Source organism: Mesorhizobium sp. M0676 (assembly GCF_040320535.1).
In the GTDB taxonomy this organism is placed as follows: Bacteria; Pseudomonadota; Alphaproteobacteria; order Rhizobiales; family Rhizobiaceae; genus Mesorhizobium.
Genome location: NZ_JAMYPU010000003.1, coordinates 285,386 through 303,165, shown reverse-complemented (window position 1 = coordinate 303,165; position 17,780 = coordinate 285,386). Strand labels below are relative to the sequence as shown.

The window sequence follows — 17,780 nt, the reverse complement described above, 5'->3', positions numbered from 1 at the left end:
GCCTGGCCGGTGTTCGAACGGCTGTTTGAAGAGCATGGCCTGCCGGATCGCTTCAGAAGCGACAATGGCCCGCCCTTCGCATCGGCCGGCGTCACCGGGCTGACGCCGCTTGTCGTGCGCTTCATCAAGCTCGGCATCACCTTGGAGCGGATCGCACCCGGCAGGCCACAGCAGAACGGACGTCACGAGCGCTTTCACCTGACCATGCTGCCGATGGCCGAGGCACCGGAAGCCGACCGAACGGCACAGGGCCAGGCCTTCGAGACCTTCCGCCACAGCTACAATGAGGAACGTCCCCATGAGGCGCTGGGCATGGATACGCCCGCCCAGCACTACCGGTCCTCACAGCGCGCCATGCCCAGGACACCACCCGAGCCCGTCTATCCGGCCGAGGCCTCGGTCCGCCGCGTGCGCCACAATGGCGAGATCCGATGGAATGGCGGCTTCATATATGTCTCGCAAGCGCTGGCGGGCGAACCGGTCGCTGCGTTGGAGACCGAAGACGGACAATGGACACTCTCATTCCATGCCCACCCGCTCGGCATCATCGACACACGGCACATGAAGCTTGTCCGCCGCAGCGCCGCGCCAACCAATCCGCTTGGCGCTGCGGCGGACGCATAGGGGGAGAGAAGTGTCACCTATGTATCCGGTTCAAAGTGTTACCCATCTATCGGCTGGACAGACGCTCTGGCAACACTCCCTCTCTTCGGTTAGCTTCGCCAAAATTCCTTGGCGGAAGGATGAACCTTTTTGAACCTATCGGCGACAGAGCAGACAGGAGCCAGGCGGCTCGACCGGCCATGACGGCAGCGACCGAGACTGATCGCGCGCTTGTCGACCGGGTCGCGAAGGGCGACCGTGCCGCTGTTCGGCTGCTGTTCATGCGTCACCACGCGCGGGTCTACCGCTTCGTGGTGCGCCAGACGGGATCGGAAATGATGGCCGACGATATCGCAAACGAGGTCTTTCTCGAGCTGTGGCGCCAGGCGCCCGGTTTCGAAGGGCGCTCGGAAGTCTCGACATGGCTGCTCGGCATCGCCCGGTTCAAGGCGCTGTCGATGCTTCGCAAGAAAAAAGAAGACTGGATCGATGACGACGATGCGGCGAAGGTTCCCGACGGCGCCGACACGCCGGAAGTCGCCACCATGAAGGAAGACAAGGGCGCCGCTTTGCGGCGCTTCGTCGATGCCTTGCCGGAGGAACACCGCTCGGTGATCGACCTTGCCTATTACCATGGACAGTCGGTGACGGAGATTGGCGAGGTGCTCGGCATCCCGGTCGCCACCGTCAAGACCCGAATGTTCTACGCCCGCAAGAAACTCGGCGAAGCCCTCAAGGCCGCCGGTTACGACAGGGGGTGGCCATGAGCAATCCTGAAGACATGAGCGCCGCTGAAAAAATCTCGCGCCGTGACGAAATGGAAACGCTGCTGCCGTTCTACCTGAACGGCTCGCTGGAAGGCTCGGACCTCGAAGCCGTCGAGGAATGGCTGGCGTCCGATCCGGCGGCGACGGCGGCGCTTGGCGAGGCTGAGGCGGAATTCTCCGGCGCCACCGCCGCCAACGAGGCGATCCGGCCACCGGCCGATGCGCTCAGCCGCTTTGCCAGGGCGCTCGACGCCGAAGCCGGACCGGTCCGCGCTCCCGCGGGCCGTTCCTGGCTGGCGCAGGCACTCGGCCGTTTCATGGCGGTGCCGGTCGGTGTCGCCTGGGCGGCAGCGGCGGTGCTGCTGGCGTTGGTCGTGGTGCAGTCCTACGTGCAGACCGGCGGCAAGAGCCATGATTTCGAGATTGCCGGCGCCGAGGATGATCTGGCGAAACTGCCGTTCGCGCTGGTCAAGTTCAAGCCGGATGCGAAGATGTCCGACATCGCTGTCTTCCTCGACCAGAACGCGCTGAAGATCGCCGGCGGGCCGGCCGCCTCGGGCGTCTTCCGCATTGCCATCCCGGTCAAGACCGGAGCAGACTACACCAGGCTCGTCAGCCTTATTGCCGCCCAGCCGTTCGCGGAGACTGTGATCGAGGGAAGGAAACCGGTTGATGGCAGCTAGGGCGGTCATTCGATTTGCGGCGATCCTGGTGGCGGCGACGACAATCGTCGCCGTGCCGGCGTCGGCGCAGACCAATGATCCCAATGCCGGCCGGGCCGACTGCACCGACGCGGCCGGAGCGGCGGCTGCCGACTGCCCGAAAGACGGCAATGAGGCCAACGTCGGCGGCGAACCAGGCGCAGTTACCCTTCCGGCCCTGATCGTCGACCTGTTTCCCAACCCACCGGCTCCCGTAGCGCCCGTGCCGACGCCGCGGCCGTCAGCGCCGCCTGCCGACACGCAGGCCGGGCCACCCGCCGGCGGGGCGATCGTTTCGCCGACCGATCTTGTCGCGACCGCGCCGCGCCGTGCCATCGCCGGCGAGTTCGTGCCCGACGAGGTGCTGGTGACCGTCGACGGCGATGCCGGCGCCGTCCAGCAGATCGCCGCCTCCTTCGGCCTTGAAGTGCGCTCGCAGCGCCAGTCGCGGCTGCTCGGCACCACGCTGGTGCGCTTCGGCATTCCCGACGGCCGCCCGGTCGGCGCCGTGCTGGCGCAGCTGGCCGCCGATGGCCGCACCCTGCGGCGCGAGCCAAACCATATCTATTCGCTGCAGCAGGGGGCCGGCATCGTCAACTATGCCTTCGAGCGCATTCAGCTCGACAACAAGCAAGCCAGTGGCGAAAACGTGCGCATCGCCGTCATCGACACCGGCATAGACGACACCAATCCGGCGCTGTCCGGCGTCATTGCCGACCAGTTCGACGCCATGCCCAACGTGCCGGTCGAAAAGCGTGACCACGGTACCTCGGTCGACGGGCTGATCGCCGGCGTCGGCGCGCTCGAAGGCATGGCGCCCGGCGCCAGGATCTATCACGCCCGCGCCTTCGAGGACGGCAGGTCGACCATGGATGTCATCCTGTCGGCGCTCGACTGGGCGGCGGACCAGAATGTCAGCATCATCAATATGAGTTTCGTCGGCCCCAAGAACGATCTGCTCGCCACCGCCTGCCGCAATGCGCGCGGGCTCGGCATCATCCTGGTCGCTGCTGCCGGCAACAACGGGCCGAAAGCGCCCTATGGCTACCCCGCCGCCTATGACGGCGTGATCGCGGTCACCGCCACCGACGCCAAGGACGGGCTGATGCAGCAGGCCAATCGCGGCGCTTATGTCTTCATCTCGGCGCCCGGCGTCGAGATGGTGGCGCCGAGCGGCGCCGGCTCTGACGTCGTCACCGGCACCTCATTTGCCGCCGCGATCGTGTCCGGCGCAATCGCCAACCTGATCCACGCCTCACCCGAGCGCTCGGCCGACGATATCGAAAAGGCGCTGGCCGTCACCGCCAGGGATCTCGGTCCGAAGGGACGGGACAATGATTTCGGTTATGGGCTGCTGGATACGAAGGCGGCGGCGAACAAGTAAACCGGGCGAATTTCGCGCCACCCAATTCAGAGCGCCGGACCCAGCCGAACAGGGCTGCCATCATGGAAGCGCGACAGCCGGAAGCGGCTGAGGTCGTGCCCGGTCTGGTTTCCCTGGATCATGTCGGCAACGACCCGGCCTATGCCAGGCCCGATACCGAAGCCGTGACCGCTCATTCCCGTCGCGACGAAAAGACCGCCGACGGCCTGCACATGATCCACGATGGGGACGACGTCCGGCATGGCGTCGATCATGCCGCCCCAGCCTGCCTTCAGGCGAACTGTTTCGAGCTGTGGAAAAAGACGTCCGAAATTGCGTTCTATGGAACGCAGACCGGCTCGTTCAGGGGGCGGGTTCAGCACCCGCATTTTTTCGAAAGGACTGACGGAATCCGGCGCCCAATCGCGCGGCGTCGACCAGGCGTCAGGGTAGCCTGACGGGGCGAACGGAAAGTAGCGTGTCCCGAACGGATTGTCCCTGAGGGCGGGAAGATATTTGGTGGCGTGCCGGAAGGCGTCAGGTCCCAGGTAATGCAGATGGCTGCCGCCCGCGGCGAGCGTATACCCGCCATCCTGCCGGCGCCTGAAAGCGATGTGTTCGTCAGTCGCCGCACCTGCATAGATTTCAGCCAAGGGGTCCGTTGCGGCTGCGGTTACCCTGACGCTGAGCTGGGGGATGGAGACGCCGTGTCTTCTCAGGAACAAGGATGACCAGGCACCTCCCGCGACCAGCACACTGGAGGCCTCGATATACCCCGTCTCGGTCCACACGCCCTTGACCTTGCCGCCTGAGATTTCGAGGGTTCGCGCTGCGCAATTCTCGACGATTTTGACGCCTTTTCGCACGGCGAGCCGGGCAAGTGCGGGCACCGCCAGCCAAGGCTCCGCCCGCATGTCGGAGGGCGTCGTCATCGCGCCCTTGAATTTGCGCGACATGCCTTTGATGAGTGCCGCGGTTTCGTCTGCATCCAGGAGACGGGTGTCGAGCGCATGCGTCGCAGCGATCTTCATGAATGCTTCGAAGCCGGCCATGTCCTTGTCGGTCTTCGCCAGGTAGGTCACACCTGTCTGGGTCAGGCCGATGTCCTCGCCGCATTCCTCAGCCAGTTGCCGCCACAGGCGAATAGCCTCTATGACGATGGGCAACTCGTCGGCGTCGCGTCCCTGCTTCCGGATCCAGCCCCAATTGCGGGACGACTGTTCGGCCGCAATGCGTCCTTTTTCCAGCAGCGTCACCGGGATGTTCCGCTGTGCCAGGAAAAGCGCCGTCGTCACACCGATGATGCCGCCACCGACAATGACCACCTCCGACGTTTTCGGCGGTGGGCCAGGATGCCGGATTGGATCCGTTTCGGAGAACGGGAATATGGGCAAGTGGCGCACCCTGAGGACTGGTTGATGGCTCTGGCTTACTGGTTGCCACCCACTCGAAGCCAAATCAAGGACAGGTCCAGGCAGACCGTTGTCCCAACGAAGTCAATCTATCTGCGGGCAACATCCACATGGGTGAACTTGCCCAGCGGAGCAATTGGATTAATCCCTAAACCGGCGCGCCGGCGACCGAGCCTCTCACCACCAGGTCGACAGGCCAGACCTCGCCCCGCGCCCCTTCTTCCAAGCCGGAAATGCGCGCTGCCAGGCGTTCGGCGATGCGGGCGCCGGCGAGGCGGATCGACGAGCGCGTCGTCGACAGCGGCACGGAAAAATTCTCCGGCTTCAGCCATGGAAAGACGTCGTCATGGGCAATCAACGACAGGTCGCCGGGAATGGTCAGGCCAAGGTCGCGCACCGCGCGCACGACGCCGAGCGACATGATCAGGCTGGAGCAGGCGATCGCCGTCGGCCGCTCGCTCTGTTCGAGCAGGCGCCTGGCGGCGCGGTAGCCGTTCTCCTCGGTCATGGTGAGTGAACAGACATGGCGCTCGCCGAGCGTCAGGCCGCTCGCGGCCAGCGCCCTGCGCATGCCGCGCTCGCGGTGGATGGCGAAGGTCTCGCGGTCGTCGCCATTGATCAGCGCCAGCCGCCGGTGGCCGAGCTGAACCAGCAGCCGGGCGGCGTCGTGGAAGCCGCCCTCATTGTCGATGTCGGTGAAGGGGTAGTCGAAATCGGAGCCTTCGCTGCGGCCATGGACGATGAAGGGAATGCCGAGCGTGTTGACCAGCGCCACCCGCCGGTCGGCCGGGCGCGGCGAGGAGATGTAGACGGCGTCGACCTGGCGGTTGGCGACGATGCGGCGATAGGTGGTTTCCTGGTCGTCGGCATCGGCCGGCGACAGCACCAGGTCGAGCTCGTGCGAGCGGGCATAGTCGCCGAGACCCGACAGGAACTCGACGAAATGCGGGTCGATGTCGACGGAGGCGCCCGTCGGCAGCACATAGCCGATCATGCCCGTCTTGCCGGTCGCCAGCCGGCGCGCGCTCGGGTTGGGCCGGTAGCCGTGGCGCTTGGCGGCATCCACCACGCGCCGGCGGGTTTCCTCGTTGACCTCCGGATAGCCGTTGAGCGCACGGCTTACCGTTGTCTGCGACAGGGCTAGCATATGAGAGAGCTGCTTCAGGTTCACTGGGAGGCCTCCAAGCCTCAAAGCGCTTTTAATTTGGAAGCCACGCGGCGCCACAACGGGCGCGGCCAAGCTGGTCGACCATACGCACTGGTCCGGCCAGTTTGAAGCTTAATACGCTGCTGCACCGCCGTAAAACTATGCTGCAGTGCACTTTACCAAGTCTTCCAGCTCGAAATTAAATCGATTAGCCCACCGCCCTCTTGACTTCCAGCCGATTCAATGGCGAGATCAAAAATACCAAAGCGCTTTGGAAGACTCTTCGAAAGGTTGCGGTTCCTTTCTGAACGAGTCACAGTCCTGCAGCGTCGGCGGGCGGAATGGAGGTTCCGTCCGGGTGTATGTGTCCACACTGGGAGGAATACCGATGAAGAAGATGCTTCTGCTTGGCGCAGCGTTTGCCACGCTCGCCTTGTCCCTGCCGGCGCAAGCCGAACTGAAGTTCAAGCCCGGGGAAGACAAGCGCTTCAACTGGGCCAATTACGAAGAGCTGAAGAAGGTCGATCTCAAGGGCGAGACGCTGACCATCTTCGGGCCCTGGCGCGGCGAGGACGAAGGCCTCATCCGCACTGTTCTCGAATATTTTCAGGAAGCCACCGGCGCCGAGATCAAATACTCCTCGTCGGAAAATTACGAACAGCAGATCGTCATCGATACCCAGGCCGGCAGCCCGCCCAATATCGCCGTACTGCCGCAGCCGGGCCTGATCCAGGATCTGGCGTCCAAGGGCCTTTTGACGCCGCTGGGCGACGACACCGCCAAATGGATCAAGGACAATTACGGCGCCGGCCAGTCATGGGTCGATCTCGGCACCTTCAAGGACAAGGACGGCAAGCCGGGCTTCTTCGCCTTCCCCTACAAGGCCGACGTGAAATCGCTGGTCTGGTATTCGCCCGACAATTTCGAGGAAGCCGGCTACAAGGTTCCCAAGACCCAGGAAGAGCTCGCCGACCTCGAGAAGAAGATCATCGCCGACGGCGGCACGCCGTGGTGCATCGGCCTCGGCTCAGGCGGCGCTACCGGCTGGCCGGCGACCGACTGGGTCGAAGACATCATGCTGCGCACCCAGGCGCCCGACGTGTATGACAAGTGGGTAAAGAACGAGATCCCGTTCAACGATCCGGCGGTGGTCAACGCCATCGACATTTTCGGCAAGATCGCGACCGACGACAAGATGGTCGACGGCGGGGCCAAGGCGGTTGCCGCGACCGACTTCCGCGACAGCCCGAAGGGCCTCTTCTCGGTGCCGCCGAAATGCTACCTGCACCATCAGGCATCGTTCATCCCGACCTTCTTCCCGGAAGGCACAAAGGTTGGACAGGACGCCGACTTCTTCTACTTCCCGCCCTATGCATCCAAGCCCGAGCTGGGCACGCCTGTGCTCGGCGCCGGCACGCTGGCCATGATCACCAAGGATTCGAAGGGTGCACGCGCGTTCATCGAATTCCTGAAAATGCCGCTGGCACATGAAATCTGGATGGCCCAGGGCGGCTTCGTCACGCCGCTCAAGTCGGTCAACAAGGATGCCTATGCCAGCGACGCGCTGAAGAAGCAGGGCGATATCCTCGCCAATGCCTCGACCTTCCGCTTCGACGGTTCGGACCTGATGCCGGGCAAGATCGGCGCCGGCGCCTTCTGGACCGGCATGATCGATCTGGTCGGCGGCAAGTCGGCGCAGGATGTCGCCACCGACATCCAGAAGAGCTGGGACGCTATCAAGTAGTCAGCTGGCAAGCAGTCAGCTGGCAAGCAGTCAGCTGGCAAGTAACCACTGCCAAGTAATCAGCCGCTTTGGCGGCAAATCAGGACTTCCTCCACAGACTGGGTCCGGGCCGCTATGGCCCGGATCCGACCGGCGCCTTACGCCGGACCGATTTGCGTTCGTTCGTTTCAGAATAACTTAAATCGGCGCAGAGCCACATCGCCAGGGCTGTTCAAGGCCCGGCCGATCATGCGCAGGGAAGAGGGACCCATGGCTGCTCAGATCTTATCGGCCATTTTTGTCATCATCATCGGCGTCGGCGGCTGCGTCGCCTATTTCTGGGGCGCCAACAAGCTGGTCGACCTGATATTCCCGTCGCGCGGCGTGGCCGGGGCTGCGGCCATCGACAATCTGCGCCGGCAAGGACTGGTCCGTCCGTGGCTGTTCGTCGGCCCGGCGATGATCATCCTCACCGTCTACCTGATCTATCCGGTGGTGGCGACGCTCTGGCTGTCCTTCCTCGACCGCGGCGGCCAGCATTTTGTCGGCTTCGCCAACTATGAATGGGCGTTCGGCGACCGCGAGTTCCGCAACTCGATCCTGAATAACATCATCTGGCTGGCGGTGGTGCCCGCCGCCTGCACCTTTCTAGGGTTGATAATCGCCGTGCTCACGGACAAGATCTGGTGGGGCACAATCGCCAAGAGCCTGATCTTCCTGCCGCTGGCGATCTCCTTCGTCGGCGCCAGCGTGATCTGGAAATTCATCTACGAATATCGCGGCGAGGGCCAGACGCAGATCGGCCTGCTCAACGCCATCATCCAGTATTTCGGCGGCCAGCCGCAGGTCTGGATATCGCTGCCGTTCTGGAACAATTTCTTCCTGATGATCATCCTGATCTGGATCCAGACCGGCTTTGCCATGGTCATCCTGTCTTCGGCGTTGCGCGGCATCCCCGAAGAGACGCTTGAAGCCGCGGTCATCGACGGCGCCAATCCGTTCCAGATCTTCTGGAAGATCATGGTGCCGCAGATCTGGGGCACCATCGCCGTGGTCTGGACGACGATCACCATCCTGGTGCTGAAAGTGTTCGACATCGTGCTGACCATGACCAACGGCCAATGGAACAGCCAGGTGCTGGCCAATCTGATGTTCGACTGGATGTTCCGCGGCGGCGGCGATTTCGGCCGCGGCGCCACCATCGCCATCATCATCATGATCGCGGTCATCCCGATCATGGTCTGGAACATCCGCCAGGCGAACAAAGAGACGGGAGGACATTGAGATGGCCGTCGCGACCGGAAAGTCCTTTGCCAGCCGCTTCGGCGTCCACATCGCCGTGCTTGTCTTCGTCGCCGTCTGGACCGTGCCGACGCTCGGCATCCTGGTCTCGTCGCTGCGCGACAAGGACCAGATCATCGCCTCGGGCTGGTGGAACTCGTTCTCCAGCTCCAGCCAGACTGAAGCCGGCCGCCTGCCGCCGGCCTCGGCGCAGGTCGAGAAGGACGGCAAGTTCGTGCTTGCCGGCAATATCTTCGGCGACGGTGCTGCGCGCAACATCAGCGCCTTCGGCGTCAAGTCGGCGGCACCGACGCAATATCCGGCCGGCACCACTGCCGATCTCGGCGACGGCGTGACCTTGCAGCTCAATGCCGACGGAACGTTCGTCATGAGTTCGCCCAAGGCTTTCGAAGGCGACCGTGGCCAGCGCGTCTATTACGCCTCGTCGGCGCCACCGAAATTCACCACCGACAATTACAAGACCGTGCTGTTTTCGGAGGGCATCGGCCGCTCGTTCATAAACTCGCTGACCGTCACCATCCCGGCGACGGTCATCCCGATCCTGATCGCCGCCTTCGCCGCCTATGCATTGGCGTGGATGCGTTTTCCCGGCCGCGCCTTGCTGATCGCCACAATCATCGGCCTGCTGGTCGTGCCGCTGCAGATGTCCTTGATCCCGCTTTTGAAGATCTACAACGGCGTCGGCATCTTCTTCGGTGTGCCGTCGAAAACCTATCTCGGCATCTGGCTGGCGCATACCGGCTTTGGCCTGCCCTTCGCCATCTATCTCCTGCGCAGCTATATTGCCGGCCTGCCGCGCGAGATCATGGAATCGGCGCGCATAGATGGCGCCAGCGATTTCGAAATCTTCGTCAAGATCGTGCTGCCGCTGTCCTTCCCGGTGCTGGCGTCCTTTGCAATCTTCCAGTTCCTGTGGGTGTGGAACGATTTGTTGGTGGCAATGGTTTTCCTAGGTACCGAAGGGGACCAGATCGTGCTGACCGCGAAACTCAACGCGCTGCTCGGCTCGCGCGGCGGCGACTGGGAAATCCTGACGACATCGGCCTTCGTCACCATTATCGTGCCGCTGATCGTGTTCTTCTCGCTGCAGCGCTATTTCGTCCGCGGGCTGCTGGCCGGCTCGGTCAAAGGAGGTTGAGACTTATGCAAGCCGCTTTGAAGGCGACCTCGAAGCCCGATCTCGCCGTCGATCGCGACTGGTGGCGGGGCGCGGTGATCTACCAGATCTATCCGCGCTCCTATCAGGACTCCAATGGCGACGGCATCGGCGACCTCAAGGGCATCATCCGCAGGCTGCCCTACATCGCCTCGCTCGGCGTCGACGCCATCTGGATTTCGCCCTTCTTCAAGTCGCCGATGAAGGATTTCGGCTACGACGTCTCGGACTATTGCGACGTCGACCCGATGTTCGGGACGCTCGCCGATTTCGACGCGCTGGTTGCGGAAGCCCATCACCTCGGCCTCAAGGTGATGATCGACGAGGTGCTGTCGCACACCGCCGACAACCATCCATGGTTCAAGGAGAGCCGCGCCAGCCGTAGCAATCCCAAGGCCGACTGGTATGTCTGGGCCGACGCCAGGCCGGACGGCACGCCGCCCAACAACTGGCTGTCGATCTTCGGCGGCTCGGCCTGGCAGTGGGACACCAGCCGCCAGCAATATTATCTGCATAATTTCCTGTCCGAGCAGCCGGACCTCAACTTCCACAATCTGGAAGTCCAGGACGCGCTGCTCGACGTCACCCGCTTCTGGCTGGAGCGCGGCGTCGACGGCTTCCGCCTCGACACCATCAATTTCTACTTCCACAGCCAGGGGCTGGAGAACAATCCGCCGCTGCCGCCCGAAGAGCGCAACGACCAGACAGCACCTGCGGTCAATCCCTACAACTACCAGCACCATATCTACGACAAGAGCCGGCCGGAAAACCTTGCCTTCCTCGAACGGTTCCGGGCGCTGCTCGACGAATATCCGGCGGCCGCCGCGGTCGGCGAAGTCGGCGATTCGCAGCGTGGGCTGGAAGTGGTCGCCGCCTACACCGCCGGCGGCAAACGCGTCCACATGTGCTATTCCTTCGATTTCCTGGCGCCGGAAAAGATCAGCGCCGCCAAGGTGCGCCAGGTGCTGGAAGCCTTCGGCAAGGTCGCCAGCGACGGCTGGTCGTGCTGGGCCTTTTCCAACCACGACGTGATGCGTCCGGCCTCGCGCTGGGCCGCCGACGAGGCCGACCCGGCCGCCTATCTGAAGGTTATCTCGGCGCTGCTGATGTCGCTGCGCGGTTCGGTCTGCCTCTATCAGGGAGAGGAGCTTGGGCTGGGCGAAGCCGAGTTGCAGTTCGAGGATCTGCAGGACCCCTACGGCATTCGCTTCTGGCCCGAATTCAAGGGCCGCGACGGCTGCCGCACGCCGATGGTGTGGGATGCAACCGCCAGCAATGCCGGCTTTTCGACGGCCAAGCCCTGGCTGCCGGTGCCGGGCAAGCACTTGTCGCAAGCGGTCAATGTTCAGCAGGGCGACGCGGCCTCGCTGCTCGAGCACTACCGGCGCTTTCTCGGTTTCCGCCGCCAGCATCCGGCCCTGGCCAAAGGCGACATCGAGTTCATCGAAAGCGAGGGCGACACCGTCGCCTTCACCCGCCGTGAGGGCAATGAGCAGATCGTCTGCGTCTTCAATCTGGCCAGCAAGCCGGCCGAGGTCGATCTCGGTGGTCAGGCGCTGCTGCCATTGGCCGGGCACGGTTTTTCGGGACAATCCGGCACAGGTTCCATCCGCCTCGGCGGCTACGGCGCCTGGTTCGGGCGCATCGACTGAGTTTTTGACGAAACTGGATTTTTTGAGGAAATCCAGGTTCTCTAGGGAAATCACTGGGAGGAAATTATGGCCGATGTCACGCTGAGACAGGTGAAGAAATCATACGGCAATCTGCACATTCTCCACGGCATCGACCTCGACATAAAGTCGGGCGAGTTCATCGTCTTCGTCGGCCCGTCGGGTTGCGGCAAGTCGACCTTGCTGCGGTCCATCGCCGGGCTTGAGGAGATCACCTCCGGCGAGCTGAAGATCGCCGGCGAGGTGGTGAACGACGTGCCGCCTTCCAAGCGCGGCATTGCCATGGTGTTCCAGTCCTATGCGCTCTATCCGCACATGACCGTCTACGACAACATGGCCTTCTCGATGAAGATCGGCAAGGAAAGCAAGGCCGAGATCGACAAGCGGGTGCGGCAGGCCGCCGAAATCCTGCAGCTGACCAAATATCTCGACCGCCTGCCCAAGGCGATGTCGGGCGGCCAGCGCCAGCGTGTCGCCATCGGTCGCGCCATCGTGCGCAATCCGAAAGTGTTCCTGTTCGACGAGCCGCTGTCGAATCTCGACGCGGCGCTGCGCGTCGCGACCCGCATCGAGATCGCCAAGCTCAAGGAATCGATGCCTGCCACGACCATGATCTACGTCACCCACGATCAGGTCGAAGCGATGACGCTCGCCGACCGCATCGTCGTGCTGAAGGACGGCCATATCGAGCAGGTCGGCACGCCGATGGACCTCTACAAGAAGCCCGGCAATCTGTTCGTTGCCCAGTTCATCGGCTCGCCGGCCATGAACATCCTGCCGGCGACAATCGACAGGACGGGCAACCCGACAATCGTCAGCCATGTCGGCGGCCGCAAGGCAACGGTGCCGATCGCAACGCCGGCGTCAGCAAAGGGTGCGGCAGTCAGCTTCGGCGTGCGGCCGGAGGATCTGTCGGCCGCCACCGGCGCGGAATATCTTTTCGAGGGCGTGGTGGACTATGTCGAGCAACTCGGCGAGGTGCAGCTTGTCTATGTCGATATCGGCCGCGCCGACCTGCCGTTGGTGACCAAGCTGCCCGGCAATGTCGAGGTCAAGCGCGGGGCAAAGCTGCGACTGACCGCGGATGCCGGGGACCTGCACATCTTCGACGCCGATGGGCACTCCTTCTCGCTCAAGCCGGTGGAAGTGAAGGCGGCTTGAGATAGCTGCGTCGTACAGGCATGAAAAAAGAGCGGCGGGCCAGGCCCGCCGCTCTTTTTTTAAGCTTCGGCTGTTAGTTGTTGCCGAACCGATCCCTGTCGCTGCTCTGAGGAACGAACTTCTGTTGGTCGTTCGACGAGTTCAGCAGCTTGTAGACCGCCGAGTTGGTGCCGGTCGACGAAGTGCGGGTGGTGTCGACGGCAGCGGCCGGCTGGTTGGCGCCATTGGAGCCATAATTGTCGCTGCCGGCAAAGGCAGCGCTCGAAACAGCCAGAACGGCTGCGGTGGCAAGAACGATCTTCTTCATTTTAGTCTCCTGAATTTTTCTGATGCCGCCAGCTGCAGCGGATAAGCCCGCCACGTGCTGGAAACCGGCTTTTAGCGGCCGAAAAGGTTACGGTCGGCACCGTGGGCAGGCGCCTGCTCGGCTGGAGCCGACTTCTCAACCGAAGCCGTATGGCCACTATCGGTCGACGTAATCGCAGGCTGGTTGGCGCCGTTCGAACCGTAGTTGTCGCTGCCGGCGAAAGCGCTGCCGGAGATGGCCAAAACGGCGGCGGCAGCAAGGATGATCTTTTTCATTTCAAACACTCCTGAATTTTTTGAGATCCCAAGAAGGGCGGGATAGCTGCCCTTCTTTTGGTCGGGATCAGCGATTGCCGTAGAGGTCGCGGTCGGCGCCCTGAACGACAGGCTGCTTGTCAGCGTGCGCCGGCTTCTGAATGGAAGCCGTATACGAGCTGTCCACCGAGACGGCTGGCTGGTTCGCACCATTGGAACCGTAATTGTCGCTACCGGCGAAGGCGCTGCCGGTGATCGCCAAAACGGCTGCGGCAGTGAGGATGATCTTTTTCATTTTTAGTACTCCAGTTTGACTGTCCGTTTAGCGGCGTGTCTTGGGAGGAATTCGCGTCGTTCGGACAGCCCCGATGTGGGAAAGCCATAGGCTGGTTTCCAATCACGAAGTTGTTCCGTGTGGACCACGGTCCTGCACCTTGAAATTGTGCCAGGAAGTTCCTTCATGGCTGTTTACTGTATTGTTTTCAGTTGCTTATGTCGAACCGAGTGGTTCGCTCCGGTGTCGGTTTCCGGACCGTCGTTCACACCGTCCTGCACGCATTGTCAACAGAAACGAACCGTTCGGTTCGATTAGAGATTGCTAATAGTAACTTCTCGATACCGTTGAGCCCTTTTTGCCCCCGATCGGAACTGGATCCGCAGCGATTCGAAACGGCGATGATAGCGCCGCAAGACAGGATCTCAGCCCTTCGGTGGTCGGCGGGGCGTATGCCGCGCGTGTCGCGCCGCATGGATATGATGTCGCTTTCATTCCGACGTCGCGATCGCTGCCGTGATTAGATGATCGCATCTCAGGTGCCGCTTCGTGACGACGCAGCGGAGAATTGGGAAGCCGGTCAGAATCCGGCGCTGCCCCCGCAACGGTGGTGGAGTTGAAGTCGCAACGGGAGACCACTGGGCAGCAGCCTGGGAAGGTGTCGCGATGGTCCGCAAGGACAACTCCAGAGCCCGGAAACCAGCCCGAGATGCCTAGACTCGACTGATCGCGGTGGGCGGTCAAGAGGTGGATAGTGCATGTCCGGCGCCGCGCCGGCCTGCGTCCGATCCTTCCTCCATCACCACCAAGTTCAGTCCTTAACCACGAGGACAGAACTATGGATACGCGCAACGACATGCTGAGGCTCCTGAACGGCCGCAAGCAAGGCTTTTCGCTGGAACAGCCCTTCTACACCGACCCGGACTATTTCAAGCTCGACATGGAGCTCATCTGGTATCGCGACTGGCTGTTCATCGGCCATGATTGCGAACTGCCGAAGCCCGGCAGCTATATCACCGTGCAGATCGGCGATTATCCGGTGGTGCTGGTCCGCGACCAGAAGGGCAACATCAACGCCTTTCACAATTCCTGCCGCCATCGCGGCAGCCGTGTCTGCAACACTGAGAAGGGCATGGCGGCAAAGCTTGTCTGCCCCTATCACCAGTGGACCTACGAGCTTGACGGCCGGCTGCTGTTTGCCCGCCAGATGGCCGAAGGCTTCGACAAGAGCCAGTTCGGCCTGAAGCCCGTCGCCTGCGAGAGCGTCGGCGGCTACATCTTCATCTGCCTGGCAAAAGAACCTGCCGACTTTGCGCCGATGCGCGCCATGATAGAGCCCTACCTCAAGCCGCACCGGCTGAATGAAGCCAAGGTCGCCTTCGAGAGCACCATCATCGAGAAGGGCAACTGGAAGCTGGTCTGGGAAAACAACCGCGAATGCTATCACTGCGCCGGCAATCATCCGGAGCTCTGCAAGACATTCCCCGAAGCGCCGACGGTGACCGGCGTGCAGGGCGCCGACAGCGATCCGGAGATGCTGGCGCACTGGGCGAAATGCGAGGCGGCGGGCCTGCCGAGCAAGTTCCGCATCGATCCGGCCGGGCAATACCGCGCCACCCGCGCGCCGCTGCTGCGCGATGCCGTCAGCTACACGATGTCGGGAAAGCGCGCGGTGACGAAGAACCTGTCCGACACTGTTGCCGCCGACCGCATCGGCACCTTAATGCACTATCACTATCCGACGACCTGGAACCACATCCTGATCGACCATGCGGTCACCTTCCGGGTGCTGCCGATCAGCGCCACCGAAACCGCGGTGACGACCAAGTGGCTGGTGCACAAGGATGCGGTCGAGGGCGTCGACTACAACCTTGAAGAACTGACCCATGTCTGGACCGAGACCAACGACCAGGACCGCCGCATCGTCGAGGAGAACGCCTTCGGCATCCTGTCCCCGGCCTATGAGCCCGGCCCCTATTCGGAGCTGCATGAGGGCGGCGTGATCCAGTTCGTCGAATGGTACGCGGCCTTCATCGGCCCGCGCCTTGCCGAAGGCGGCCGGCCGGCGCTGCGCAGCGTCGCGTGAGCTGGAGCAGGCGAAGAGGGACCAGAGGATGAATGCGATGACGGATCTTGGGCTCTATCGCCATCTCGACCAGATGGCGCCGTGGAACGATAGGCTGCAGGTGCTGGAAGTGATCGGCGTCAGCGACGAGGCGCCTGACGTCAAGACCTTCACCTTCCGCTCCGACAACCAGACCTGGTTCCGCTACAAGCCGGGCCAGTTCCTGACGCTGGAACTGCCGACACCGGACGGGCCGCTGATGCGCACCTATACGCTGTCGTCGTCGCCGTCGCGGCCGTTTTCGATCGCGGTGACGGTCAAGGCGCAGGCCGGCAGCATCGGCACGCGCTGGATGTTCGACCATCTGGCACCCGGCTCGCACGTCAAGGCCTACGGACCGGCCGGCGACTTCTCGTTGCACAGCCACCCGGCGGCCAAATACCTGTTCATCTCGGCTGGCTCCGGCGTGACGCCGATGATGTCGATGCTGCGCTGGCTGAACGACTGCGCGCCATGGACCGATGTCGGTTTCGTCAACTGCGCGCGGCGTGCCGAAGAGATCATCTTCCGCAAGGAACTCGAACTGCTCGGCGGCCATATGCCCGGCCTGTCGCTCGGCTTCATGATCGAGGAACGTTCCAGCCGCGAAGGCTGGTACGGCCATATGGGCCGCATCGATGCGATCCGGCTGCCCTTGCTGGCTCCGGATTTCCGCGAGCGCGAAATCTTCTGCTGCGGTCCCGATCCGTTCATGCGCGCCGTGCGCGGCATGCTGGATGCCGCCGGCTTCGACATGACGAAATACCATCAGGAGAGCTTTGCCGCGCCTGTGGTGGAGGAAATTCCGGCGCCGTTTGCCTCCCCGGTCGAGGACGGCATCGCTGCACCTGTCGAAGCCGTGACGCCGATCCGCTTCTCGCTTTCGGAGGTCGACGCCGGCTGCGTCGCCGGCCAGACCGTGCTGCAGACAGCGCGCAGCTCGGGCGTGCGGATTCCCGCCGCCTGCGAGTTCGGCCTGTGCGGCACCTGCAAGGTGAAGAAGGTCTCCGGCGAAGTCGAGATGAGCCACAATGGCGGCATCCTCGACCACGAGATCGATGACGGTTTTATCCTTGCCTGCTGCTCGAAACCATTGTCGGCGCTCGAAATCGAGGCTTGAGCCGGTCGACTTCGCCGCAACGGTCGCCGACGCAGGCGGTGTTCGCGGGTCTTTGTCTTGCCAAGCATAGGCCGAGTGATTTAGACGCACTTAGGAAGGGCTGGCAGACCGTGAAACCGGCGCATCCCTTCATGGGCGCATGGAACGGGGGACAGAGCGATGCAACAGCGGGTCTACGCGGTCGCAAGCAAGGACATCGTTTTCGAATCATTCGATGGCGAAGCCGTCGTTCTCGATCTTTCGAACGGTAAGTATTTCGGCTTTTCCGATTCCGGCAGCCGGGTCTGGCAGGCTTTGTCGTCCGGCGTCGCCACTGAAGCGCTGGTCGGAGCTGCCGCGGCCGCCGCAAAAATAAGCCTGGCCGACCTCGAAAGCTTCGTTGCCCGACTGCTCGATTTCGGGTTGCTTGCGCCAGCCGAAACACCGGCACAACCGCTTTCGGGCGAGCTGTCGTCTGCGCTTGCTGCCAGCAATGAGCCGCTCAAGGTCGATGTCCACGACGACCTTGCCGATCTCATCATTGTCGACCCGATCCATGAGGTCGAGGAACCTCTCGGCTGGCCGGCGGTGAAACAGGCATAATCGTTTCCCTAAAGCGCGTCGCGTTTGAACGGACTCAGGCGACGCGGTTTAGATCTTTGATTTTATGCATGTCGTCGTCTCAAAACCGGGGCCACCCCGAGCGACATGCATCAGGCGACCCGGCGCAATTCTGG

17 protein-coding genes and 1 riboswitch are annotated in these 17,780 nt (G+C 62.8%); of the genes, 12 read left to right on the top strand and 5 right to left on the bottom strand.

The features are described 5' to 3' along the window. From NKI35_RS05350 to NKI35_RS05335, 4 genes are all read left to right on the top strand, one after another. A partial coding sequence (locus NKI35_RS05350; RefSeq protein ID WP_352738954.1) for an integrase core domain-containing protein occupies positions 1-624 on the top strand: 624 nt, incomplete at its 5' end. Positions 625-803: 179 nt separating this feature from the next. After that, the gene (locus NKI35_RS05345; RefSeq protein ID WP_352738951.1) at positions 804-1,370 is read left to right on the top strand and encodes a sigma-70 family RNA polymerase sigma factor; all 567 of its coding nucleotides are present in this window, start codon (positions 804-806) and stop codon (positions 1,368-1,370) included. 14 nt (positions 1,371-1,384) lie between these two features. Next, on the top strand, positions 1,385-2,053 hold the full coding sequence (locus tag NKI35_RS05340) for an anti-sigma factor (RefSeq protein WP_352738969.1): 669 nt from the start codon (positions 1,385-1,387) through the stop codon (positions 2,051-2,053). Then, positions 2,043-3,455: a S8 family serine peptidase gene (locus NKI35_RS05335; RefSeq protein WP_352738948.1), complete on the top strand. Its 1,413-nt coding sequence runs from the start codon at positions 2,043-2,045 to the stop codon at positions 3,453-3,455. The genes NKI35_RS05340 and NKI35_RS05335 overlap by 11 nt, the downstream gene beginning before the upstream one ends. Before the next feature lie 26 nt (positions 3,456-3,481). Here the strand turns inward: NKI35_RS05335 and NKI35_RS05330 are convergent, their stop codons facing one another. Both NKI35_RS05330 and NKI35_RS05325 read right to left on the bottom strand, forming a co-directional pair. Beyond that, positions 3,482-4,828 carry an NAD(P)/FAD-dependent oxidoreductase gene (locus NKI35_RS05330; protein WP_352738946.1) on the bottom strand — a complete coding sequence of 449 codons (1,347 nt, stop codon included), beginning with the start codon at positions 4,826-4,828 and terminating at the stop codon, positions 3,482-3,484. Positions 4,829-4,994: 166 nt separating this feature from the next. Continuing rightward, a complete protein-coding gene (locus NKI35_RS05325; protein WP_023729697.1) occupies positions 4,995-6,017 on the bottom strand; it encodes a substrate-binding domain-containing protein in 1,023 nt (340 codons plus the stop codon). 364 nt (positions 6,018-6,381) lie between these two features. Here NKI35_RS05325 and NKI35_RS05320 point away from each other — a divergent pair, with 364 nt between their 5' ends. The 5 genes from NKI35_RS05320 to NKI35_RS05300 all read left to right on the top strand — a co-directional run bounded on the left by NKI35_RS05320 (position 6,382) and on the right by NKI35_RS05300 (position 13,005). Next, positions 6,382-7,737, top strand: a complete 1,356-nt coding sequence (locus NKI35_RS05320; protein ID WP_023668892.1) for an ABC transporter substrate-binding protein — start codon at positions 6,382-6,384, stop codon at positions 7,735-7,737. Between the two features lie 249 nt (positions 7,738-7,986). Then, entirely contained in the window at positions 7,987-9,000 is a 1,014-nt protein-coding gene (locus NKI35_RS05315) for a carbohydrate ABC transporter permease (protein WP_023668891.1), read from the top strand. Position 9,001: 1 nt separating this feature from the next. Continuing rightward, on the top strand, positions 9,002-10,156 hold the full coding sequence (locus tag NKI35_RS05310; RefSeq protein WP_023668890.1) for a carbohydrate ABC transporter permease: 1,155 nt from the start codon (positions 9,002-9,004) through the stop codon (positions 10,154-10,156). A gap of 5 nt (positions 10,157-10,161) precedes the next feature. After that, on the top strand, positions 10,162-11,826 hold the full coding sequence (bglA, locus tag NKI35_RS05305) for a beta-galactosidase BglA (RefSeq protein WP_352738943.1): 1,665 nt from the start codon (positions 10,162-10,164) through the stop codon (positions 11,824-11,826). Between the two features lie 66 nt (positions 11,827-11,892). Further along, complete coding sequence (locus NKI35_RS05300) at positions 11,893-13,005, top strand: ABC transporter ATP-binding protein (RefSeq protein ID WP_023668888.1); 1,113 nt, start codon at positions 11,893-11,895, stop codon at positions 13,003-13,005. A gap of 73 nt (positions 13,006-13,078) precedes the next feature. Here NKI35_RS05300 and NKI35_RS05295 read toward each other — a convergent pair whose 3' ends face one another. From NKI35_RS05295 to NKI35_RS05285, 3 genes are all read right to left on the bottom strand, one after another. Further along, positions 13,079-13,312 (bottom strand): DUF680 domain-containing protein, encoded by a 234-nt coding sequence (locus tag NKI35_RS05295; protein WP_023715518.1) that lies wholly within the window; start codon positions 13,310-13,312, stop codon positions 13,079-13,081. A gap of 71 nt (positions 13,313-13,383) precedes the next feature. Next, positions 13,384-13,587 (bottom strand): DUF680 domain-containing protein, encoded by a 204-nt coding sequence (locus tag NKI35_RS05290; RefSeq protein WP_023668886.1) that lies wholly within the window; start codon positions 13,585-13,587, stop codon positions 13,384-13,386. Positions 13,588-13,654: 67 nt separating this feature from the next. Next, positions 13,655-13,861, bottom strand: a complete 207-nt coding sequence (locus tag NKI35_RS05285; protein WP_023668885.1) for a DUF680 domain-containing protein — start codon at positions 13,859-13,861, stop codon at positions 13,655-13,657. Between the two features lie 499 nt (positions 13,862-14,360). Then, positions 14,361-14,562, top strand: a riboswitch (cobalamin riboswitch). Between the two features lie 116 nt (positions 14,563-14,678). Here NKI35_RS05285 and NKI35_RS05280 point away from each other — a divergent pair. From NKI35_RS05280 to NKI35_RS05270, 3 genes are all read left to right on the top strand, one after another. Continuing rightward, positions 14,679-15,926 (top strand): aromatic ring-hydroxylating oxygenase subunit alpha, encoded by a 1,248-nt coding sequence (locus tag NKI35_RS05280; RefSeq protein ID WP_352738940.1) that lies wholly within the window; start codon positions 14,679-14,681, stop codon positions 15,924-15,926. Positions 15,927-15,963: 37 nt separating this feature from the next. Beyond that, complete coding sequence (locus NKI35_RS05275; protein WP_352738938.1) at positions 15,964-17,064, top strand: FAD-binding oxidoreductase; 1,101 nt, start codon at positions 15,964-15,966, stop codon at positions 17,062-17,064. A 159-nt stretch (positions 17,065-17,223) separates the two neighbouring features. Next, on the top strand, positions 17,224-17,646 hold the full coding sequence (locus NKI35_RS05270; protein ID WP_023725910.1) for a PqqD family protein: 423 nt from the start codon (positions 17,224-17,226) through the stop codon (positions 17,644-17,646). Positions 17,647-17,780: the final 134 nt, after the last annotated feature.